The organism is Bacillus sp. G402, assembly GCF_051172515.1.
GTDB lineage: Bacteria > Bacillota > Bacilli > Bacillales > Bacillaceae > Bacillus > Bacillus altitudinis.
This window is the reverse complement of sequence record NZ_JBPIZC010000002.1, coordinates 233,658-251,850: the sequence shown is the minus strand read 5'-3', so window position 1 is coordinate 251,850 and position 18,193 is coordinate 233,658. Positions and strand designations below refer to the sequence as shown.

Below are 18,193 nucleotides of genomic sequence, written 5' to 3'. Positions count from 1 at the left end.
ATTAGGATTGTGTTGCGCCCTTAGTCCCGAAGTCACGGATTTTCACATTTACCTTGTAACGAATATCCGATTCACTAAAAATGTCATCCCAATGTTTTGCTTCTTTTCGGAATTCCTTCGGATAGGCAATACTCGCTTTTTGATAAAATCCACAAATATCTGCTTTGATCTCATGCTGTAATTCCCCGATAAAATCTTTTACATTTTCCTCAAGTCGATGTGCCACGACTTTCTCAATTTCTTGGAGGTATTTTTCATTAAATGAATTTTCCCGTTCATTCCAATCCTCAGACAATCTTCCATCAAGCTCCACTGACACATCAAATTCATATTTGCCACTGGCTGTTTTATGGGTGTCAATGTTGTGTTTGATTTTAAAGATCTCAAAAGAATAAATGCTATGTTCATATTGGAATTCAATCACTCCGCCTGTTGCATCTCCAGTCAGCAGGTTGTAGGACTGCACCGCTAAAGGAGAGATGTTGGTGAGAAATCGTTTGTTCTGAATAATCGAGGCACCATCCAGCATTAATTTGCCCTGACTGACACTGACTTTCGGAATGGCAAAGGATACGTTGTTTTGCATAGCAGAAGAAATATCTCCTAAGGAAACGGGCTTGAACATACGAATGGTCGTTTTTGTATTCGAAGAAATATCGTATAAGGTGGAAGCGGCAGGCTGGCCGTCGTCATTGATTTTCAGCATATCTCCAGGCTTCTCAGAGGCCATAAAGACAAGGCTTCCTCTTCGTGTTTCATTGTCCCGAATGAATTGATTGATGACCAAATCGAAATTATTTTCATTGATAAGGTCTTGAGAAAACAAATAAACCCTCAGCTGCTGAGCAAAAATGCGGTGTGTTTTTAGGGCCGTTGTACGAAAAATTTGGTGTATGGAATCACCGCTTGTCTCAATAATCTTCGTCGGATCTTTCACGCTTGATTCTTGCTCAATTTTTTGCGGAACGAGCACCTGCATAGACAGCTTCAATTTATGTCCGTCATCTCCTTTATCTACAGCAAATCCAATTGCCATGTTGAGCTCCTCGATATTTGTACTATCCCAGCACCCGCATAATAGAATCAGTGAGAAGAGCGCAAGAACCGCTTTCTTTTTCATGCTGTTTTCCGCCTCCTTTTGAAAAATACGATGATAAATAAAAGAAACGGGAGTATACCAAATAGAAGAAAGAACAAGTTGTTTACGTAGGTTAAATAGTCTCGGACCGTATCAACATCTTTTGGGAAAAGAGCGGCAAAGAAGATCACAATGCCCATCAAGGCGAGCGCGATTTTTTTAGGGAATTTAGTCAATTTGATGACTCCTATCGTAGCAAAAAACGTATATCCTACAAAGCTCGTATAAAGCTGGACAAGCCAAACAATCAGCAAAAAGGATTCAATCCGTTCAATAAAAATCCCCTGAATATCAAATGATTGAAATAAGGCAATGGTCGGCCACGTCAGAGTCGCCGTTTCTTTCACCGTGAGCGCACCAACCACAAGAATATAGGTGAAAATATAGATGATCGCAGGAATCAAAAAGCCGATGGAGCCATATGCAAAAGTGTGTTTTTGCGTATTCATGTAGGTAGGCATAAACAGCATCATTTCAATACCTACAAATGAAATGGCTGATGCGTTCAAGGATTTGAAGACAGGGGAGAATCCCTCTCCTAATACAGGCCTTAGGTTATCTAATTTAAATTCTTGCACACTCAGTCCGTATGCAATAAATAAGATAATTAAGGTGACAATGAGGAAAAATGGGCACAGTCTGGCAAAATCACCAATTCCGCCAACTACGAGATAAAAACCAACCAAAATAAAACTGATCATTGTCACCGCTACAGGTGTGTTTTGAAGTAGAAAGAATTTCACCATCTCAGACATAGCCCGTACTTCATAGCTGGCAACGCCGAGAAAGTAAATAATAATCAACAGGTTGGCAAGTGAGCCAATCCATTTCCCAAGCCCTTCTTTTGTATAGTCATAGTAGGAAGAAAAGGAGACCTTTTTCATCATGAGCACATTGACAAAAATAAACACAATGTATATCACACTCATGAGTAAGAGTGCAATCCAGCCGTCAGGTGTAGGCGTAGCTTGAGCCATTGATCTTGGCAGAATCATCATACTTGCGCCTAGTGTGGTATTGGCGATAATGGCACTTGCCTGATAGCTTGTGATCGACTCTTTATGATTGACCATGTTGTTCCCCTTTCTTTTGATTTTTCAAAGGCAATCTGATGATGGAATTGTCCTCATTTTTATAGCTGAACACAAAATCTGGTGAAAAATATGGGATGCCAAAGCTTTTTTGTCTTGTCAAATGAGTGAGTAAGACGAGCATAAACAGGACAAGTCCATATAAACCGAATGCAGCTGCAGCAAACATGGACACAAAGCGAAGGACACGAAATGATATCCCCATTCCATATTGAGGAAAGGTAAAGGATGCAAGTGCAATGACGCTGACAATAATGACCATAATGGAGCTGACGATATGGGCTTGTACGGCTGCCTGCCCAATGACAACACCGCCCACAAGTCCGATTGTTTGTCCAAGTGGATTAGGCAGTCTTAACCCAGCTTCCCGCAGCAGCTCAATGGTCATTTCCATGATGAGTGCTTCCACAATAGGAGGAAAGGGGACATTCTCTCGTGTGCTTGAGATGGAAATAGCTAAAGTTGTGGGCAATAGACCTTGCTGGAAGGACACAAGGGCAATATAAATGGCTGATAAAAACAATGTGAGAAAGATGGACGTAAAACGCAGCAAACGAATCAGAGAGGCAGCGATCCATCTTTCATAATAATCATCAGGTGATTGCATAATCGTCGCGAGAGAAGCAGGCACAATTAAGATAAAAGGCGAATGATCAACAAAGATGGCGACGCGTCCATTGTTTAAAGCAGATGCCACTTTATCAGGCCGTTCTGTGTTTTGAATTTGCGGAAAAGGAGAATACACATTGTCTTCAATCAGCTCCTCAAGAACGCCTGAGTCTTGAATATCATCTATGGTGACTTGTTTGAGACGCTTTTTTACCTCTTTTAAAACAGAGGGCTCAACGATACCATCAATGTACATGATCGATACTTGGGTGTATTTCTTTTCGCCGATTTTCATATCTACTGTTTTGAGATCAGGGTTTTTCAAACGCTGTCTGACGAGAGCTAAGTTCGTGTTGATATCTTCAATGAAACCAATTTTTGGTCCTCTTACGATGGTTTCAGATGTAGCATCTCCTAAATTACGTTTCTTCGTTCCGTGTGTTTCTAAAATATAAGCATGCTGAAATCCATTAATCAGTACGACACAATGTCCTTGGAAAATAGCATCTACTAGTTCTTCAGAGGTTTTCACCGTACGGGTAGTCATCATCGATAAATTGGATTCTAGCTTCTCTTTTGTCAGAGAGGCATGATCTTGCAATAGCAGTTTTAAGAAGGTTTGAATCTGCATCGCTTCGTTCATTTCTTTAATGTATAAATAATAAACAACCTGTCCATGAGGCAATGTTTTTTTCTCATGGATCAAATCATCCATGTCCTTTAACTGAGGGAGAATGACAGAGAGATTATCGTATAAGTGCTCTTTCAATGGAGTTTGATTCAAATGGATCACCCGCCTCAATTTCTTTTTCTTAGCATTACCTGCTTGAAAAAACAATATTCTGTGTTACATTATTTTGTGGTATATGAAAGAATCACGGTGTTGGAGGAAAGAAGATGGCGCAAATTCGTTTAGCAGGAACAAAAGAGGAGATCGATCTTATTCTACAGTCGTTTGACAAGCATTATGAGGTGACTTATACGTCAAAAGATTACGGAAAAACAAATCCAAAATACAAATATTCCAAAGATGTTCGTGTTTATATTGAACTAAAATTAAAATAAAGATAAAATTTTAATTGAAAACGCTTAAAGGATTTTCGTTTTTTGTATAGAATAGAGTTGAGTGATGAAGCTATGGAGGGATACATAATGACAGAATTTAGAATCGAAAAAGATACAATGGGCGAAATCAAGGTGCCACAGGACAAGTTCTGGGGTGCACAAACACAACGAAGCAAAGAAAATTTCAAAATCGGTTCTGAGAAAATGCCAAAGGAAGTTGTGAATGCGTTTGCAATTTTGAAACGTAGCACAGCGATTGCGAACGAACGTCTAGGCAACTTAGAAAGTGAAAAAGCAGAAGCGATTGCTGCTGTATGTGATGACATCATCAGTGGAAAGTATGACGAGCATTTCCCGCTTGTTGTATGGCAAACAGGAAGTGGAACACAAAGTAACATGAACATGAACGAAGTCGTTGCAAATAGAGCAACTGCCTACTTGAAAGATAAAAATAGTGAATTCAGCATTCACCCGAATGATGATGTCAACCGCAGCCAAAGTTCAAATGATACATTCCCAACGGCTATGCACGTGGCAGCTGTTTTAGCTGTGTACAAAAAGCTATTGCCTGCAATTGACCAGTTAAGAGCGACGCTTGATGAGAAAGCGAAAGCATACCAAGAGATCGTGAAAATTGGCCGTACGCATTTGCAAGATGCAACACCTCTTACAGTGGGCCAAGAGATTAGCGGCTGGGTGTACATGCTTGATCGTTCAAAAGAAATGATTTTAGAATCTACTGAAAAAATGAGAGAACTTGCCATTGGCGGAACAGCTGTTGGTACGGGAATTAACGCACATCCTGAGTTTGGTAAATACGTGGCAGAAGAAATCAGCCAGTTAACAGGTCAAACGTTCAATTCTTCACCAAACAAATTCCATGCGCTGACAAGTCATGATGAAATCACATATGCACACGGTGCGCTTAAAGCACTTGCAGCTGACTTAATGAAAATTGCCAATGATGTGAGATGGCTTGCAAGTGGTCCTCGCTGCGGAATTGGTGAATTGATCATTCCTGAAAATGAGCCAGGCAGCTCCATTATGCCAGGAAAAGTCAACCCAACTCAAAGTGAAGCTTTAACAATGATTGCCGCACAAATCATGGGGAATGATGCAACAATCGGTTTTGCCGCAAGCCAAGGAAACTTCGAGCTGAACGTATTTAAGCCGGTCATCATCTATAACTTCTTGCAGTCAGTTGAATTGCTTGCTGACGGTATGAACTCATTCCATGACAAGTGTGCCGTTGGAATTGAACCAAACCTAGAAACGATCGAGAAAAACCTAAACAATTCATTGATGCTTGTGACGGCACTCAACCCGCACATCGGATATGAAAATGCAGCGAAAATTGCGAAGCTTGCGCACAAAGAAGGATTAACACTAAAAGAAGCTGCCCTTCAATTAGAACTATTAACAGAAGAGCAGTTTGAAGAGTTTGTGAAACCAGAAGAAATGGTGACACCGAAAGCAAAATAAGACACCAGAGGCCTCTGTGCCTCTGGTTTTTTTATGGAAACTCCCTGAAATTACAGAAAAGAAGTTTGATTATTTGTCACAATCATAAACCCAGGGCAACCAAGCCCTGGGTTTTATAAATGATCTTCTTTTAGAATGCGTAATAAGGAGCTGGAGACCGGCTGAAGCGGTGTGTATAATTTCAATTGATAAAGCATGCCTTTGACGATGACTTGTCTTGGTTTTTGTTTGTTTAACTCGTTTTCTAAAATGCCAAGCGCTTCAAATAAATCTGGCTCGTCTTTCACTTCATAATGTGCTTCTGCCAGCTCTCTTAATTCTTTTAATAGAGATTCTGTGAGCGGGTCAAATGATCGTTCATAAATCGGGCCGAACCAGTCGCTTGCTTGGTCCACAGAAATGAGCGGATGGTCATTGCGCTTCATCATACCGCCCATTAGATCATCGATACGGTGAATCATTGTTGCGGCAAGCTCCTCTGCTTCGAGCTGAAAATCATATAAAATGGCAAGCTCAAAGTACACGTGACTCATGCCCTCAATCGTTAAACATAGATCAGCCATATAAGGAATGGCCGCATCTCCATACACTTGCTTAATGTTATCAATGTGCAACTGAATCGTCGCAAGTCGAATTTGCTTTGCGAGCTGCTGCGTTTCTTCGTTCAATGGGAGCGCCCTGTCGCTTAGCTGCATTTTAATAAAATCTTTTTGCTGCAAAATATTATCGTAATAGACAGTGAGCTGTTTCCGGTAGGCCTCTTTTGGTGTGCCGCCTTCTGTTTGAACCTCATGAATCCGGGTAAATACCTTATCGTAATAGTAATGCAAGATCGAAATAAGTAGTGCTTCCTTCGATTTGAAATAAAGGTAAAACGCACCCTTTGACATGTGGCATTCATCTGCAATTTCCTGAACAGACGTTGTATTATAGCCTTTGCTGGCAAATAACTTCATACCAGCCTCAATAATCATTTTTTCTTTCTTTTTCAATATGAATGTCATCCTTTCTTACCGAGAGACAAATGTCTTAGGAAACGTGCGCAAAGAGATGTGACTTATCGGTCATAAACGACAAAACTTTTCAAAAATTAATCAGATTGTAACTTGTTTTTTACAGTGTAATTCTTTATATTATAAAGTAAGGTGACCAACCGGTCAAAAAATGTGAAAGGATGATGTTCCATGAGAGAAATTGATGATATGATTAGACGCTTGAAAACAAAAGGAATTCAAGTAGAAAAAGTCAAAATGCCGAAAGAGAAAACCATTGAAAAGAAATGGATGTATCAAGCTGGCAAGAAAATTAAAGCCACATACCGTGATTTCAATGGGTATTCATTCATCTAAAAAAGACTGCGGTGTAAAACCTACAGCCTCTTCTTTGGAACAGTGATCGTATAGCGTACACCTAGTTCATCATTTTCAATTGATATGGACGCTTGATGCATTGAAAGAATTCGTTTGACAATGCTTAATCCAATGCCGAATTCGCCCTTTTTTCCCTTACTAAAAGGTTCGTATAGGCTGGATAGCATGTGTTCTTCAATTGGAGGGCCATCATTACGAATGACGATGCGAATTTGATCCTCTTCCTGCTTCATATGAATATCAATTTTATTTTTTGCGTAGCGAAGTTGATTTTCTAATACATTTTCAAATAATTTGCTCCATTGTTCTGGATCGCCTTCAAGTGCAGCCTCATCATCTAAGTCCACGTTCCACTGCAATTCATTTTTCGACCAGCGTAAACGGTCAACCACTTCCAGCATTGTATTACTCACAAGGAAGGGAGAATGCGCCGGATGTTGTTTTGATAAATAATCAAGCTTTGTTAAATACAGCAAATCTTTGATTTTCTTCTCAAGCTTTTCCGCTTCGCCTTCAATCACTTCCACCGTTTGTTCAAGATCTCCTTTAGGGAAAATTCCATCTTTAATAGACTGCGTATAACCGCGGATGACCATCACAGGTGTTTTTAAGTCGTGTGATATATTTTGCAAAAGCGTTCGTTCTGTTTCATCTTTTTGAATGAGCTTTTGTCTCATTTCTTCAATCGTATGCCCCAGCTTGCCAATTTCATCTTGCCGGTCAACCATCACAGGATCGTCCCAGTCTTCTTGTGCAATGCGCTTGACGTGCTTTTCAAACGCGACGATTGGACGTGATAAGTAGCGGGCGAGCCAAATCGATGGAATCCAGCTTAGTAAAATAACTGTTCCTAAGATGAAAATCAGCTGTTTAAACAGTGTAAAGGACAAGTCATCTCGATAAGAATCGGGTGCATATGACAAGAGAATATATTGTGTATTGCCAGTTGAGACTTTTTTGATCACAAAAAAGATATGCTGGCCATTCACTTCTTCAGAATAGCGTTTTGTTGCGCTTTTTTGTTTTTTAACAAAGGACTGCACTTTTTCAATAAAGGCATGCGGGAAAAACTGAGCCATTTGATTTAATTCATCTGACGGAATCAGAATGTGCTGAACCGAGCGGTTTTCTGGTGTCGACTTTGGTGAGCCGTCTCGATTCAGAGGGTATTCTGTTAACACTTGCTGCTCGTTTTCGATGTTTTTATAAATTTCATTCGTAAAGAAGCTGCGTAATGTATTTGAAAATAAAATGATCAGGACAATCGAGATGGTGAGTAAAATGCCAGAGATGACAACCCAAATTTGAAAAGCGAGTGGTTTGTTCTTCATCCTTTTAGCATCCTATAGCCAAATCCATAAATGGTCTCGACTTTTAAGTCAGGCATTTTTTTTCGCAGCCGTCTGACAAGATCATCGACCACACGATCTGTCCCGAAGTAATCGTGCCCCCAGATCTTGACGAGGATATCTTCCCGGGAAAAGGCATGTCCTTGATGATGGGTAAATAAGAGCAGCAAATCAAATTCCTTAGACGTTAAGTTAATCAGCTGATCTCCTTCATACACCTCTCTTACGTCCTCGTGAATGATATAGGAAGAAACGGGTGTGACGCTTTGCTGAGGTGTGTCACTGTTTTTATATACAAGCTCCAGCAGCTTTTGCACGCGGATGATCAGCTCGCGCGGAAGAAAGGGTTTCGCAATATAATCACTGCTCCCGAGTTCTAAGCCAAGCACACGATCAATATCTGCATCACGTGCCGAAATAAAAATGACCGGTACGTCAGGCGAGGCTGCTTTGATTTCTTTAATGAGTGTGTAGCCGTCCGTATCAGGCAGCATAATATCTAAAATCCATAGATGCGGTGGCTTGTTCATGGCCGCGCGTGCCGCTTCTCCGGTTAAAAAAGAGGACACATTCCAATTTTCACTCTCTAAATATTTGGTTAACAGTTCATTTAAATTCTGCTCATCTTCAACTAAATAAATGGTGTACGACAAAGTCTTCCACATCCTCTCAACGTCATTATAACGGGATACAAAGGCGGCATGTCAACAATCACACGCTTTTTTCACAATTTCACATATTCTTCTCATTATTATCCCATAATGTTTGTTTATGATAAGCTCAAGGGAAAAAAGGGCATAGACAAAAGGCTAATGAATAGGTGCTTTTCACCAATGTGCACACCTTGCTTTTTTTCTATGAATAAGTATTATATAATTTGACATATTGTCATAAAGAATTTTTCAATGATATTGCCATTAAGAGGACATGAGTCCTGTCTAGACATATGAATGAAGCATTTCATGAAAATGATGCAAAGGAGTGCAAGCGATGGATTTCCGAAGAGAAGATGAAGAGAAAAAAATGAATGATCAAGAACACACACATCAAGAGAATGAGAAACAAATAGAAGAACCAGAAAAAGAGAAAGAACTCGTTTTTCACCATCATGAAAACGAAGCATCTGCCTCTCAGGAGAGGGTGACAAATGGGTCTCCTCAAGTGATTGATGACCGTTCGTCTAAAAAGGAGAAAAAACGAAAGGCTGCATGGCTAAGTCCGATTCTTGGAGGGATTATTGGAGGCGGTCTTGTGCTTGGCATTACACCGCTTTTACCGCAGTCACAAGATACAGCGGCAAACACTCAAACCCAAACAGCATCAAGCGAACCGGCTTCATCTGAAAATTTCTCAACAAAACAAATCACCAATGCGACGAATGTTGCTGATATGGTAGAAGATTTAGAGCCGACGATTGTAGGGGTCTCAAACTATCAATCTACACAAAACTCGTTCGGTCTTAGCGGTGATTCAACTGAAGCAGAAGCTGGAACGGGTTCTGGTGTCATCTTCAAAAAAGATGGCAAAAAAGCATACATTATCACAAATAACCATGTAGTCGAGGGTGCCAATAAATTAAAGGTCACACTATACGATGGAAAAACAAAAGATGCGAAGCTTGTCGGCAGTGACGTAATGACAGATTTAGCTGTCGTGGAAATAAATGCTGACGGCATTGATAAAGTTGCAAGCTTTGGAGATTCTTCTAAGCTTCGGGCTGGAGACAAAGTCATCGCAATCGGGAACCCGCTCGGTGCGCAGTTCTCTGGTACAGTAACAGAAGGGATTATTAGTGGTCTCGATCGTACCGTTGAAGCCAATACATCATCTGGAACCGTTGAGATGAATGTGCTTCAAACAGATGCAGCCATTAACCCTGGAAACAGTGGCGGTCCGCTGATCAATACAGACGGTCAAGTCATCGGCATCAACAGTTTGAAAATTAGCGAAAGCGGAGTAGAATCACTCGGATTTGCGATCCCAAGTAACGATGTCAAACCGATCGTAGATCAGCTGTTGAAAAATGGAAAAGTCGAACGTCCTTACCTTGGCGTACAAATGATTGACCTTGAGCAAGTGCCTGAAACGTATCAGGAAAATACACTTGGCCTATTTGATAAACAAATCGGTAAAGGCATCTATGTAAAAGATGTATCAAAAGGATCTCCTGCACAAAAAGCAGGCTTGAAGTCTGGAGATGTCATCATCAAGTTCAAAGGAAAAGATGTAGCGAACAGCTCACAACTGAAAGAAATCCTTTATAAAGAAACAAAAATTGGCGATAAAACGACAATGACTGTCATCCGTGATGGAAAGAACAAAAATCTTGATATTACCCTTGGGCAGTCTGATAACGAATAAAAGAAAACAGGTGGATAAACGATCCACCTGTTAGATTGTTGACAAAGGGCTAAAATGAACTTGATTTTAGCCCTTTGTCTTCTTTTTTTTCAGCGTGATAGAAAACCTTTGAAGTCTAGGAAGGACGAGTACTGGCGCGGAGCGAATTTGACATTCGTGAGCACCAGCACGCAGGACTGACAAAGAATGCGAGGGTTTGTCTACACGCTGACAGGTGGATAAGCGATCCACCTGTTTTTTTGTGCCTATTTTTTTGAGGATAGTGTCCGTAAAATAATGTTTTCCCATACATTCCAAGGCAGGAGCTGCTTTGCTATGAATGAAAGCCGAACACCTTTCCCCACAAGATACCTTAGCTTCTTTAGCCGCTTCTTCTCTGCAAGCGAAACCACAAGCTCTGCAACTTCACCGGGATCTCCATAGTTGTTTTTTTGCGCCTCTATATAGGACATCATCTTTTGATAAATAGCTGTGTATTTAGAACCTTCTGCGGGCGGCGTCATTTGCTCATTCATGGAGGTGTTCCAAATGTTCGTTTGGAAAGAACCCGGCTCAATCAAAGCGGCCTGAATGCCAAACGCAGCCAGCTCAATTCGCAAACTCTCTGTATAACCCTCTAGTGCAAACTTTGACGATACATATGGAGAGAGTGCGGGCATTCCCATGAGTCCGCTGATACTGCTCATATTCAATATTTTTGCACCGCTCGTCATCAACGGAAGGACTGCTTGTGTCATTTCCATCACACCAAAGACATTCACTTCAAATTGCTCTCGGTACTGATCAACAGGCACTTCTTCAGCAAAACCAGCATAGGCCGTTCCCGCATTGTTCACAAGCAGGTGAATGGGAGCATAGGCATTAAGCCTTTTTTGAAATGCTTGAATGGACTGTGTATCTGTCACATCTAATGCTTCAATATGTATCGATTCGGATAAAGCGGCGTTCTTTACTTCTTCGGCAAGCTTTTTCGCATTGGTTTCCTGTCTTACGCCAGCAATCACAGTGTACCCTTGCTGAGCAAGACGCAGTGTGATGAGCTTTCCAAAACCGCTGTTGGCACCAGTCACAATGGCTGTTTTATTCATCATCCGGTTCTCCTTTTTGTTTTAATCTACCATAGTCTGCTGTTTTATTGAATAACGAAAAGGGGCTTGGAGAAGAATAAAAAACGATGCTATAAAATAGGAGGAAATACATGATGTGCTGGAAGAAGGCGGGACTGCTAGGAGTGCTGTTCTTTATGCTGTCTGGCTGTCGTTCAATCGAACCAATACAACATCCACATGAAGCAGAAGCTGAAAGTCTGTCCGCTGTTCAAATGAAGGAACTGCCATTTCAGCATTTGCAATTGCATGTACAATATGGACAAAAAAGCGAATTATATGAAGCTACCTATCGTCAAGCTGGTGGAAGAGAAGAAGCACTGATTCGAGATCATATGAATGGTGTCCGCTATGAAGGGGAAGAAGCTTTACGTGAAATGAAGATGAAGCTCAATGATATGTCGATTCCTAGTGCAAAGCTGAATGAAACATATGTCAATGAATTATTATCTGCTTTTAATTTAGATGATGATTATCAGCGGATACGAGTCGATATCAAGCTCGAAGATGGGACAAAACGTGCATTCGAAAAGAAAAAGTAAACGAGACTTTCTCATTTTTTAATTGAAAATGATTTTCAAGATCACTTAAATCTGATACACTAAATTGAGATAAGTGATCTTTTACGTCTACATAGACGATATTCAATATAAAAAATTTGGATGAGAAAAGGAGCGTTTGAGCGGAATGAGTGCCATTTCTACTGAAGGTTTAAGCTTAGGTTACGGAGAAACAATGATCATAGACGAACTAAATGTATCGATCCCTAAGGGTGAAATCACAGTATTTATTGGCAGCAATGGATGCGGTAAATCCACGCTACTTCGCTCTTTGGCCCGTCTCATGAAGCCAATGGGTGGTTCTGTCCTGCTTGAAGGTCATTCCATTGCCAAATTACCAACAAAGGAAGTGGCGAAACAGCTTGCCATTCTTCCGCAAGGACCGGAAGCGCCAGAAGGATTAACGGTACATCAACTCGTCAAGCAAGGGCGATATCCTTATCAAAATTGGCTGAAGCAATGGTCAAAGCAAGATGAAGAAGCGGTAAATCGTGCACTGAAGTCAACGAAGATGGAAGACCTTGCTGATCGAACGGTTGATTCATTATCAGGTGGACAAAGGCAGCGTGCATGGATTGCGATGACACTGGCTCAGGAGACGGATATTATTCTATTAGATGAGCCAACAACGTATTTAGACATGACGCACCAAATTGAAATCCTAGATCTTCTTTTTGATTTAAATGAAAAAGAGCAGCGCACGATTGTCATGGTTCTGCATGACCTCAATCTCGCTTGCAGATATGCGCATCACCTTGTGGCCATTAAAGACAAGTCGATTTATGCAGAAGGAAGACCGGAAACTGTCATTAACTGTGATCTTGTGAAAAATGTCTTTGATATGAACTGCCAAGTCACAACAGATCCTTTATTCGGAACACCGTTATGTATTCCGCACGGCAGAGGACGCTGTATTGTCCAACAGGCACAAGCTGAGACATTTCTTGCTGCAAGATAATCGTATGTGAAAAGCCTGACATCTGTTACACGCAGAGTCAGGCTTTTTTCTGAAAAAAGGAGCGGAATACCAATGGGAAATGAATTAGATGAAAAGCTCGAAGGCCTGCTTGATAAATATACAGAGCTGCTGCTTGGTGAAACGAATGAGGAACTGAAAAGAGATGTCACGCAGTGGATCATCTATTCTCATATTGCCAAAAGCATGCCGCCTTTAGCCAAGCATTTTAATGACACGTATCCAGAGGCAAAAGAAGACATCAAAGAAACCATTCAGCGGATCAAGCAATTAAATGAAGCTCATCGTGCGAATAAAGACCGTTAAAAAACTGCCAGTACGAGCTGGCAGTATCAGATTGTTGACAAAGGGCTAAAATGAACTTTATTTTAGCCCTTTGTCTTCTTTTCAGCGTGATAGAAAACCTTTGCAGTCTAGGAAGGACGAGCCCTGGCACGGAGCGAATTTGTCATTCGTGAGTACCAGTGCGCAGGACTGACAAAGAATGCGAGGGTTTGTCTACACGCTGAAACTGCCAGTACGAGCTGGCAGTTTTTCTTTATGACATGGGTGATGATCCGTACGGTGATTGATCAGTCAGTGTTTGCTGGAATTTCTGGTGTGCCTGCTGGAGCTTTTGCTGTTCAGCAGCTTCGACAGAGTACCAGCCATATTTGAACATGACATCATATAAATGTCTTTGCGTTTTTTGTGTTTCTAGCGCAATACGCTGAATATCTTGGTAAAGAGATTCATGGCTGAATTCATTGAGCGCTGTGTTATATCCGCTTGTCATATATTTTTCAGTCGACAAAAGGTCTGTGACAAAGTCGCGATCGTTCATGTTTGTCGTTGTTGGAACCGGCGTTTGTGGATTCCCGATTTTTTGTTGGTTTTGCTGTTCCATGTCTGTTACCTCCTATTGCATAAAGCCAGAAGACTGGCCTTGCCCTGAGCTGCCTAAATGTTGAAGTATTTGTGTGTAATGCTGATGGTGCATTTGACCAACTTGATTGAGTTCTTGTTTCAATGTTTGATCCTGACAATGCTCGGCCATAAAGTGGGCTTTTTTCATTGCGATCAAATTCCAGTTGAGCATATCCTCTAGGTACAAGGAATCCTTTACTGAAATCACCTGTGGGGGCATATTCATTTGCTGGTTGTTCAAGATGTGTTCCTCCTTACGATTTCTTTTTATATTGCTGATTTTGACTGGTCTTTTTACCACCTAGGTCTGCTTCTTGTGATGGACCTGCGTTTCCTTTCACACTTGCAGCACTTACGCCTGCTTTTGATGGGTTCTTTTGCAAACGAGACATGTGGACATCACCTCCATTATTACAATTCCCCCTCGTCTTTAATTCATACGCTGTAAAGAAAGACGCATGAGAATGTGTAAATTTTTGAAATCTGCTATTGAACTGTTTCGGAAAATCTTTTAAGATAAAGAAAGAGGCATTGCTTTTTTTTGGACAAAAAATGAATGACTGTTCATTCAAAATGTTTAGGGGGATATTTATGGGCAAACATATTCGCAAGGCGGCTGTCATTGGTTCAGGTGTCATGGGCTCAGGCATTGCTGCACATCTAGCCAATATCGGGATACCAGTAACATTGCTAGATATTGTGCCACATGAACTGACAAAGGAAGAAACGGCAAAAAAGCTAACGCTTGATCACCCTAGTGTTCGGAATAGATTAAGCCAAGACGCAATGAAAAAATTGTTAAAGCAAAAGCCAGCACCTCTTACTTCAGCCAAAAACCTATCATACATCACACCCGGAAATCTCACAGATCACCTTTCCTTATTACACGATGCTGACTGGATCATTGAAGTCGTCACTGAAAAGCTCAGCATTAAACAACACGTATTCTCTCTCATCGACGAACACCGCAAAGAAGGCAGCATCGTATCCAGCAATACATCCGGTATTTCTGTTGAAAAAATGGCAGAAGGCCGATCAGCTGATTTTAAACGCCACTTTTTAGGCACTCACTTTTTTAACCCAGCTCGTTATTTAAAGCTGTTAGAAGTAATTCCTATTCAAGAAACAGATCCAGAAGTACTCTCATATATGAAAACATTTGGTGAAGATGTACTTGGCAAGGGTGTGGTCGAAGCAAAAGATACACCGAACTTTATTGCCAACCGAATTGGCACTTATGGGCTTCTTGTCACAGTGCGTGAAATGCTTGAGAACAAATACACGATCGGAGAGGTCGATTCTGTTACAGGTCCACTCATTGGCAGACCGAAAAGTGCGACCTTCCGCACACTTGATGTGGTGGGACTCGACACATTTTCTCATGTAGCCCGCAATGTGTATGAACAGGTAGAAGGAAAGGAAAAAGATATTTTTCAGCTGCCTGAGTTTATGGAAAGAATGCTCGAAAAAGGGTGGATCGGCAGCAAAGCAGGGCAAGGATTTTATCAAAAAAACGGAAAGAGCATTTTAGAGCTTGATCCTGTCACACTCACATACGGAGAACGGACAAAGCTGAAGGATCCGGGCATTGACATTGCCAAGCAGCAAAAGGGGACAAAAGCGAAATTGAAAGCGCTTATTTATCAAGACGGCCGTGCTGGGCAATTGCTTTGGAATATGACCGCACCTGTTCTTCTTTATTCAGCTCAACTAAAAGGCGACATTGCGGATGATATTCAGTCCATCGATAACGCCATGAAATGGGGATTTGGCTGGCAGCATGGCCCGTTCGAGCTGTGGGATGCGATTGGTGTGAAAAAAGCCGTCAGTCGAATGGAAGCGGAAGGGCACAGCATCCCGACCTGGGTGCGAGATATGCTTTCACAAGGACATGACACATTCTATCAAGAAAATGCCGAAGGAGACCGTGCATTTTATCAGAATGGTGCTTATGAACAGGAAAAGGGAAACGACAAGAATATTTCGTTAGCTAGATTGAAAAAGAAACACGATGTCATTTTTAAAAATACAGGTGCAAGCTTGATCGATATCGGGGATGATGTTGTCTTGCTTGAATTTCATTCGAAAAGTAATGCCATTGGGCTTGATGTCATTGATATGATCGATCGTGCTGTAGATGAAACGGAAAAGAATTATAAAGGGCTGGTCATCGGTAACCAAGGAAAGAACTTCTGTGTTGGTGCGAATCTCGCCTTAATTTTAATGGAAGCACAGGACGACAACTTCTTTGAAATTGATTTTGTCATTCGCAGGTTCCAGCAGGCGATGATGAAGGTGAAGTATAGTGACCGTCCAGTTGTGGCTGCACCATTTGGTATGACACTTGGCGGAGGGACGGAGCTTTGTCTACCAGCAGCCGCTATCCAAGCGTCCAGTGAAACGTATATGGGGCTTGTCGAAGCGGGGGTCGGACTCATACCGGGCGGAGGCGGAAACAAAGAACTCTATATTCGCCATCTGCAAGGAGCGGAAAAGCCATCAGCAACTGCGATCCAAGATGCTACGCTACAAACCTTTGAAGCCATTGCGATGGCAAAGGTATCTACATCAGCAGAGGAAGCGCGTGATATGAAGATGCTCCGAGTGAATGACCGGATCAGCATGAATGGTGATCATTTAATCCATGATGCGAAACAACTCGTTCTTTCTCTTGATGAAGCGGGTTATCGTGCACCTCTGAAGCGAAAGGTGCCCGTGATGGGGGAAACAGGCTACGCAGCAATGGTGCTGGCTGCTGAAAACATGAGATTGTCTGGATACATTTCAGACCATGACATGACCATTGCGAAAAAACTAGCACATGTCATTTCTGGCGGCAAATTGCCATTTGGTACAGAGGTGGATGAACAATACTTATTAGAGCTTGAAAGAGAAGCCTTTTTAAGTCTTGTAGGGGAAGTCAAATCTCAGGCACGCATGCAGCACATGCTCGTTAAAGGAAAACCTTTACGTAACTAGGGGGGAGTCAAAATGAGAGAAGCAGTGATTGTAGCTGGCGCAAGAACACCAGTAGGGAAAGCCAAAAAGGGATCATTAAAACATGTCAGACCTGATGATATGGGCGCATTGTGTGTAAAAGAAACGCTAAAGCGTGCCGGTGATTATGATGGAACAATCGATGATTTAATCATCGGATGTGCGACACCAGAAGCAGAGCAAGGGCTGAATGTGGCCCGGAATATTGGGGCATTAGCAGGTTTGCCATATACAGTACCTGCTATTACCATTAACCGCTATTGCTCTTCTGGTCTGCAGTCAATTGCTTATGCGGGTGAACGAATTATGCTTGGGCAGGCAGAAACCATTTTGGCCGGAGGCGTCGAATCGATGTCGCAAGTCCCAATGATGGGTCACTCCATTCGTCCAAACGCTCTTTTGACAGAGCAAGCGCCTGAATACTATATGAGCATGGGCCACACAGCGGAGCAAGTGGCGCAAAAGTATCAGGTCACAAGGCAAGATCAAGATGCTTTTGCGGTGAGGAGCCATCAAAAGGCAGCAAAGGCACTTCAAGAAGGGAAATTTTCAGATGAAATTGTTCCCGTTGATGTGACAGAAAGACGGGTAGGAGAGCAGAATCAACTAGAAGAACGCCAATTTACGTTCTCACAAGATGAAGGTGTCAGAGCGGGCACAACAGAGGAGGTTCTCTCAACGTTACGACCTGCCTTCTCAACAAAAGGCACAGTGACTGCAGGAAACTCTTCGCAGACGAGTGATGGAGCGGCATGTGTCATGATGATGGATCGCGAAAAAGCATCTTCTCTTTCTCTTCAGCCGCTCGCCAAGTTCAGAGCGTTTGCTGTTGGTGGTGTACCACCTGAAGTCATGGGAATTGGGCCGGTTGAAGCCATTCCGCGTGCGCTGAAAATCGCTGGTCTAGAGCTGAAGGACATCGGGCTGTTTGAATTAAATGAAGCATTTGCTTCTCAGGCGATTCAAGTCATTCGTCATTTAGGGATCGATGAAGAGAAGGTAAATGTCAACGGCGGCGCCATTGCATTAGGACATCCGCTAGGCTGTACAGGAACGAAACTCACGCTGTCCCTCATTCATGAAATGAAACGGCGAAATGAACAATTTGGTATTGTGACGATGTGTATCGGCGGGGGCATGGGAGCAGCAGGCATTTTTGAATTGATCTAAAGGGGGAAAACAG

At 41.9% G+C, this 18,193-nt stretch carries 19 protein-coding genes; 9 read left to right on the top strand and 10 right to left on the bottom strand.

All coding sequences use genetic code 11. The features are described 5' to 3' along the window. Nucleotide 1 precedes the first annotated feature (1 nt). The 3 genes from ACSBQP_RS09955 to ACSBQP_RS09945 are packed head-to-tail and all read right to left on the bottom strand — an operon-like array spanning nt 2 to nt 3,622. Nucleotides 2-1,120: a Ger(x)C family spore germination protein gene (locus ACSBQP_RS09955; RefSeq protein WP_008347083.1), complete on the bottom strand. Its 1,119-nt coding sequence runs from the start codon at nt 1,118-1,120 to the stop codon at nt 2-4. Beyond that, nucleotides 1,117-2,211, bottom strand: coding sequence for a GerAB/ArcD/ProY family transporter (locus ACSBQP_RS09950; RefSeq protein ID WP_435028361.1), 1,095 nt, complete (start codon nt 2,209-2,211; stop codon nt 1,117-1,119). Before ACSBQP_RS09950 ends, ACSBQP_RS09955 begins: the two co-directional genes overlap by 4 nt. Continuing rightward, the gene (locus ACSBQP_RS09945) at nt 2,198-3,622 is read right to left on the bottom strand and encodes a spore germination protein (protein ID WP_435028360.1); all 1,425 of its coding nucleotides are present in this window, start codon (nt 3,620-3,622) and stop codon (nt 2,198-2,200) included. Before ACSBQP_RS09945 ends, ACSBQP_RS09950 begins: the two co-directional genes overlap by 14 nt. 113 nt (nt 3,623-3,735) lie before the next feature. Between ACSBQP_RS09945 and ACSBQP_RS09940 the strand changes: the two genes are divergently transcribed. Both ACSBQP_RS09940 and fumC read left to right on the top strand, forming a co-directional pair. Next, the gene (locus tag ACSBQP_RS09940) at nt 3,736-3,903 is read left to right on the top strand and encodes a YvzF family protein (RefSeq protein ID WP_017359274.1); all 168 of its coding nucleotides are present in this window, start codon (nt 3,736-3,738) and stop codon (nt 3,901-3,903) included. A gap of 87 nt (nt 3,904-3,990) precedes the next feature. Then, nucleotides 3,991-5,385 (top strand): class II fumarate hydratase, encoded by a 1,395-nt coding sequence (fumC, locus tag ACSBQP_RS09935; RefSeq protein WP_017359275.1) that lies wholly within the window; start codon nt 3,991-3,993, stop codon nt 5,383-5,385. Nucleotides 5,386-5,498: 113 nt separating this feature from the next. Here the strand turns inward: fumC and ACSBQP_RS09930 are convergent, their stop codons facing one another. Beyond that, nucleotides 5,499-6,377 (bottom strand): TetR/AcrR family transcriptional regulator, encoded by an 879-nt coding sequence (locus tag ACSBQP_RS09930; RefSeq protein ID WP_046527525.1) that lies wholly within the window; start codon nt 6,375-6,377, stop codon nt 5,499-5,501. 192 nt (nt 6,378-6,569) lie between these two features. Here ACSBQP_RS09930 and spxO point away from each other — a divergent pair, with 192 nt between their 5' ends. Beyond that, the gene (gene spxO, locus ACSBQP_RS09925) at nt 6,570-6,734 is read left to right on the top strand and encodes an anti-adapter protein SpxO (RefSeq protein ID WP_164998991.1); all 165 of its coding nucleotides are present in this window, start codon (nt 6,570-6,572) and stop codon (nt 6,732-6,734) included. Nucleotides 6,735-6,754: 20 nt separating this feature from the next. Here spxO and ACSBQP_RS09920 read toward each other — a convergent pair whose 3' ends face one another. Together ACSBQP_RS09920 and ACSBQP_RS09915 are read right to left on the bottom strand one after the other, a co-directional pair. After that, nucleotides 6,755-8,086 carry a HAMP domain-containing sensor histidine kinase gene (locus ACSBQP_RS09920; RefSeq protein WP_007500323.1) on the bottom strand — a complete coding sequence of 444 codons (1,332 nt, stop codon included), beginning with the start codon at nt 8,084-8,086 and terminating at the stop codon, nt 6,755-6,757. Then, the gene (locus ACSBQP_RS09915; protein WP_008347066.1) at nt 8,083-8,757 is read right to left on the bottom strand and encodes a response regulator transcription factor; all 675 of its coding nucleotides are present in this window, start codon (nt 8,755-8,757) and stop codon (nt 8,083-8,085) included. The genes ACSBQP_RS09920 and ACSBQP_RS09915 overlap by 4 nt, the downstream gene beginning before the upstream one ends. 337 nt (nt 8,758-9,094) lie before the next feature. On the opposite strand from ACSBQP_RS09915, the gene ACSBQP_RS09910 reads away from it, so the two are divergent. Then, nucleotides 9,095-10,465 (top strand): S1C family serine protease, encoded by a 1,371-nt coding sequence (locus ACSBQP_RS09910; RefSeq protein ID WP_008347064.1) that lies wholly within the window; start codon nt 9,095-9,097, stop codon nt 10,463-10,465. A 245-nt stretch (nt 10,466-10,710) separates the two neighbouring features. On the opposite strand, the gene ACSBQP_RS09905 is transcribed toward ACSBQP_RS09910, so the two are convergent. Next, nucleotides 10,711-11,553 (bottom strand): oxidoreductase, encoded by an 843-nt coding sequence (locus ACSBQP_RS09905; protein WP_017368022.1) that lies wholly within the window; start codon nt 11,551-11,553, stop codon nt 10,711-10,713. 113 nt (nt 11,554-11,666) lie between these two features. On the opposite strand from ACSBQP_RS09905, the gene ACSBQP_RS09900 reads away from it, so the two are divergent. The 3 genes from ACSBQP_RS09900 to ACSBQP_RS09890 all read left to right on the top strand — a co-directional run bounded on the left by ACSBQP_RS09900 (nt 11,667) and on the right by ACSBQP_RS09890 (nt 13,413). Further along, nucleotides 11,667-12,113, top strand: a complete 447-nt coding sequence (locus ACSBQP_RS09900; RefSeq protein ID WP_171465740.1) for a YusW family protein — start codon at nt 11,667-11,669, stop codon at nt 12,111-12,113. A gap of 145 nt (nt 12,114-12,258) precedes the next feature. Further along, the gene (locus ACSBQP_RS09895) at nt 12,259-13,089 is read left to right on the top strand and encodes an ABC transporter ATP-binding protein (protein WP_008347057.1); all 831 of its coding nucleotides are present in this window, start codon (nt 12,259-12,261) and stop codon (nt 13,087-13,089) included. A 72-nt stretch (nt 13,090-13,161) separates the two neighbouring features. Next, nucleotides 13,162-13,413: a YusU family protein gene (locus ACSBQP_RS09890; RefSeq protein WP_008347055.1), complete on the top strand. Its 252-nt coding sequence runs from the start codon at nt 13,162-13,164 to the stop codon at nt 13,411-13,413. Nucleotides 13,414-13,645: 232 nt separating this feature from the next. Here ACSBQP_RS09890 and ACSBQP_RS09885 read toward each other — a convergent pair whose 3' ends face one another. The 3 genes from ACSBQP_RS09885 to ACSBQP_RS09875 are packed head-to-tail and all read right to left on the bottom strand — an operon-like array spanning nt 13,646 to nt 14,405. Further along, entirely contained in the window at nt 13,646-13,993 is a 348-nt protein-coding gene (locus ACSBQP_RS09885; protein ID WP_048002149.1) for a spore coat protein, read from the bottom strand. 12 nt (nt 13,994-14,005) lie between these two features. Next, nucleotides 14,006-14,257, bottom strand: a complete 252-nt coding sequence (locus ACSBQP_RS09880; RefSeq protein WP_060698253.1) for a hypothetical protein — start codon at nt 14,255-14,257, stop codon at nt 14,006-14,008. Nucleotides 14,258-14,267: 10 nt separating this feature from the next. After that, nucleotides 14,268-14,405, bottom strand: a complete 138-nt coding sequence (locus ACSBQP_RS09875) for a YuzL family protein (protein ID WP_008347049.1) — start codon at nt 14,403-14,405, stop codon at nt 14,268-14,270. 199 nt (nt 14,406-14,604) lie between these two features. On the opposite strand from ACSBQP_RS09875, the gene ACSBQP_RS09870 reads away from it, so the two are divergent. Further along, a complete protein-coding gene (locus ACSBQP_RS09870) occupies nt 14,605-16,992 on the top strand; it encodes a 3-hydroxyacyl-CoA dehydrogenase NAD-binding domain-containing protein (RefSeq protein WP_435028359.1) in 2,388 nt (795 codons plus the stop codon). Nucleotides 16,993-17,004: 12 nt separating this feature from the next. Continuing rightward, entirely contained in the window at nt 17,005-18,180 is a 1,176-nt protein-coding gene (locus ACSBQP_RS09865) for an acetyl-CoA C-acetyltransferase (protein ID WP_019743167.1), read from the top strand. Nucleotides 18,181-18,193: the final 13 nt, after the last annotated feature.

Excerpts from the sequence above, each read along its gene's own strand:
- ACSBQP_RS09940 (WP_017359274.1), top strand. The coding sequence starts at position 3,736 with ATGGCGCAAATTCGTTTAGCAGGAACAAAAGAGGAGATCGATCTTATT.
- ACSBQP_RS09905 (WP_017368022.1), bottom strand. The coding sequence starts at position 11,553 with ATGAATAAAACAGCCATTGTGACTGGTGCCAACAGCGGTTTTGGAAAG.
- ACSBQP_RS09870 (WP_435028359.1), top strand. The coding sequence starts at position 14,605 with ATGGGCAAACATATTCGCAAGGCGGCTGTCATTGGTTCAGGTGTCATG.
- fumC (WP_017359275.1), top strand. The coding sequence starts at position 3,991 with ATGACAGAATTTAGAATCGAAAAAGATACAATGGGCGAAATCAAGGTG.
- ACSBQP_RS09950 (WP_435028361.1), bottom strand. The coding sequence starts at position 2,211 with ATGGTCAATCATAAAGAGTCGATCACAAGCTATCAGGCAAGTGCCATT.
- ACSBQP_RS09885 (WP_048002149.1), bottom strand. The coding sequence starts at position 13,993 with ATGGAACAGCAAAACCAACAAAAAATCGGGAATCCACAAACGCCGGTT.
- ACSBQP_RS09895 (WP_008347057.1), top strand. The coding sequence starts at position 12,259 with ATGAGTGCCATTTCTACTGAAGGTTTAAGCTTAGGTTACGGAGAAACA.
- ACSBQP_RS09900 (WP_171465740.1), top strand. The coding sequence starts at position 11,667 with ATGTGCTGGAAGAAGGCGGGACTGCTAGGAGTGCTGTTCTTTATGCTG.
- ACSBQP_RS09910 (WP_008347064.1), top strand. The coding sequence starts at position 9,095 with ATGGATTTCCGAAGAGAAGATGAAGAGAAAAAAATGAATGATCAAGAA.
- spxO (WP_164998991.1), top strand. The coding sequence starts at position 6,570 with ATGAGAGAAATTGATGATATGATTAGACGCTTGAAAACAAAAGGAATT.
- ACSBQP_RS09955 (WP_008347083.1), bottom strand. The coding sequence starts at position 1,120 with ATGAAAAAGAAAGCGGTTCTTGCGCTCTTCTCACTGATTCTATTATGC.
- ACSBQP_RS09920 (WP_007500323.1), bottom strand. The coding sequence starts at position 8,086 with ATGAAGAACAAACCACTCGCTTTTCAAATTTGGGTTGTCATCTCTGGC.
- ACSBQP_RS09890 (WP_008347055.1), top strand. The coding sequence starts at position 13,162 with ATGGGAAATGAATTAGATGAAAAGCTCGAAGGCCTGCTTGATAAATAT.
- ACSBQP_RS09865 (WP_019743167.1), top strand. The coding sequence starts at position 17,005 with ATGAGAGAAGCAGTGATTGTAGCTGGCGCAAGAACACCAGTAGGGAAA.
- ACSBQP_RS09875 (WP_008347049.1), bottom strand. The coding sequence starts at position 14,405 with ATGTCTCGTTTGCAAAAGAACCCATCAAAAGCAGGCGTAAGTGCTGCA.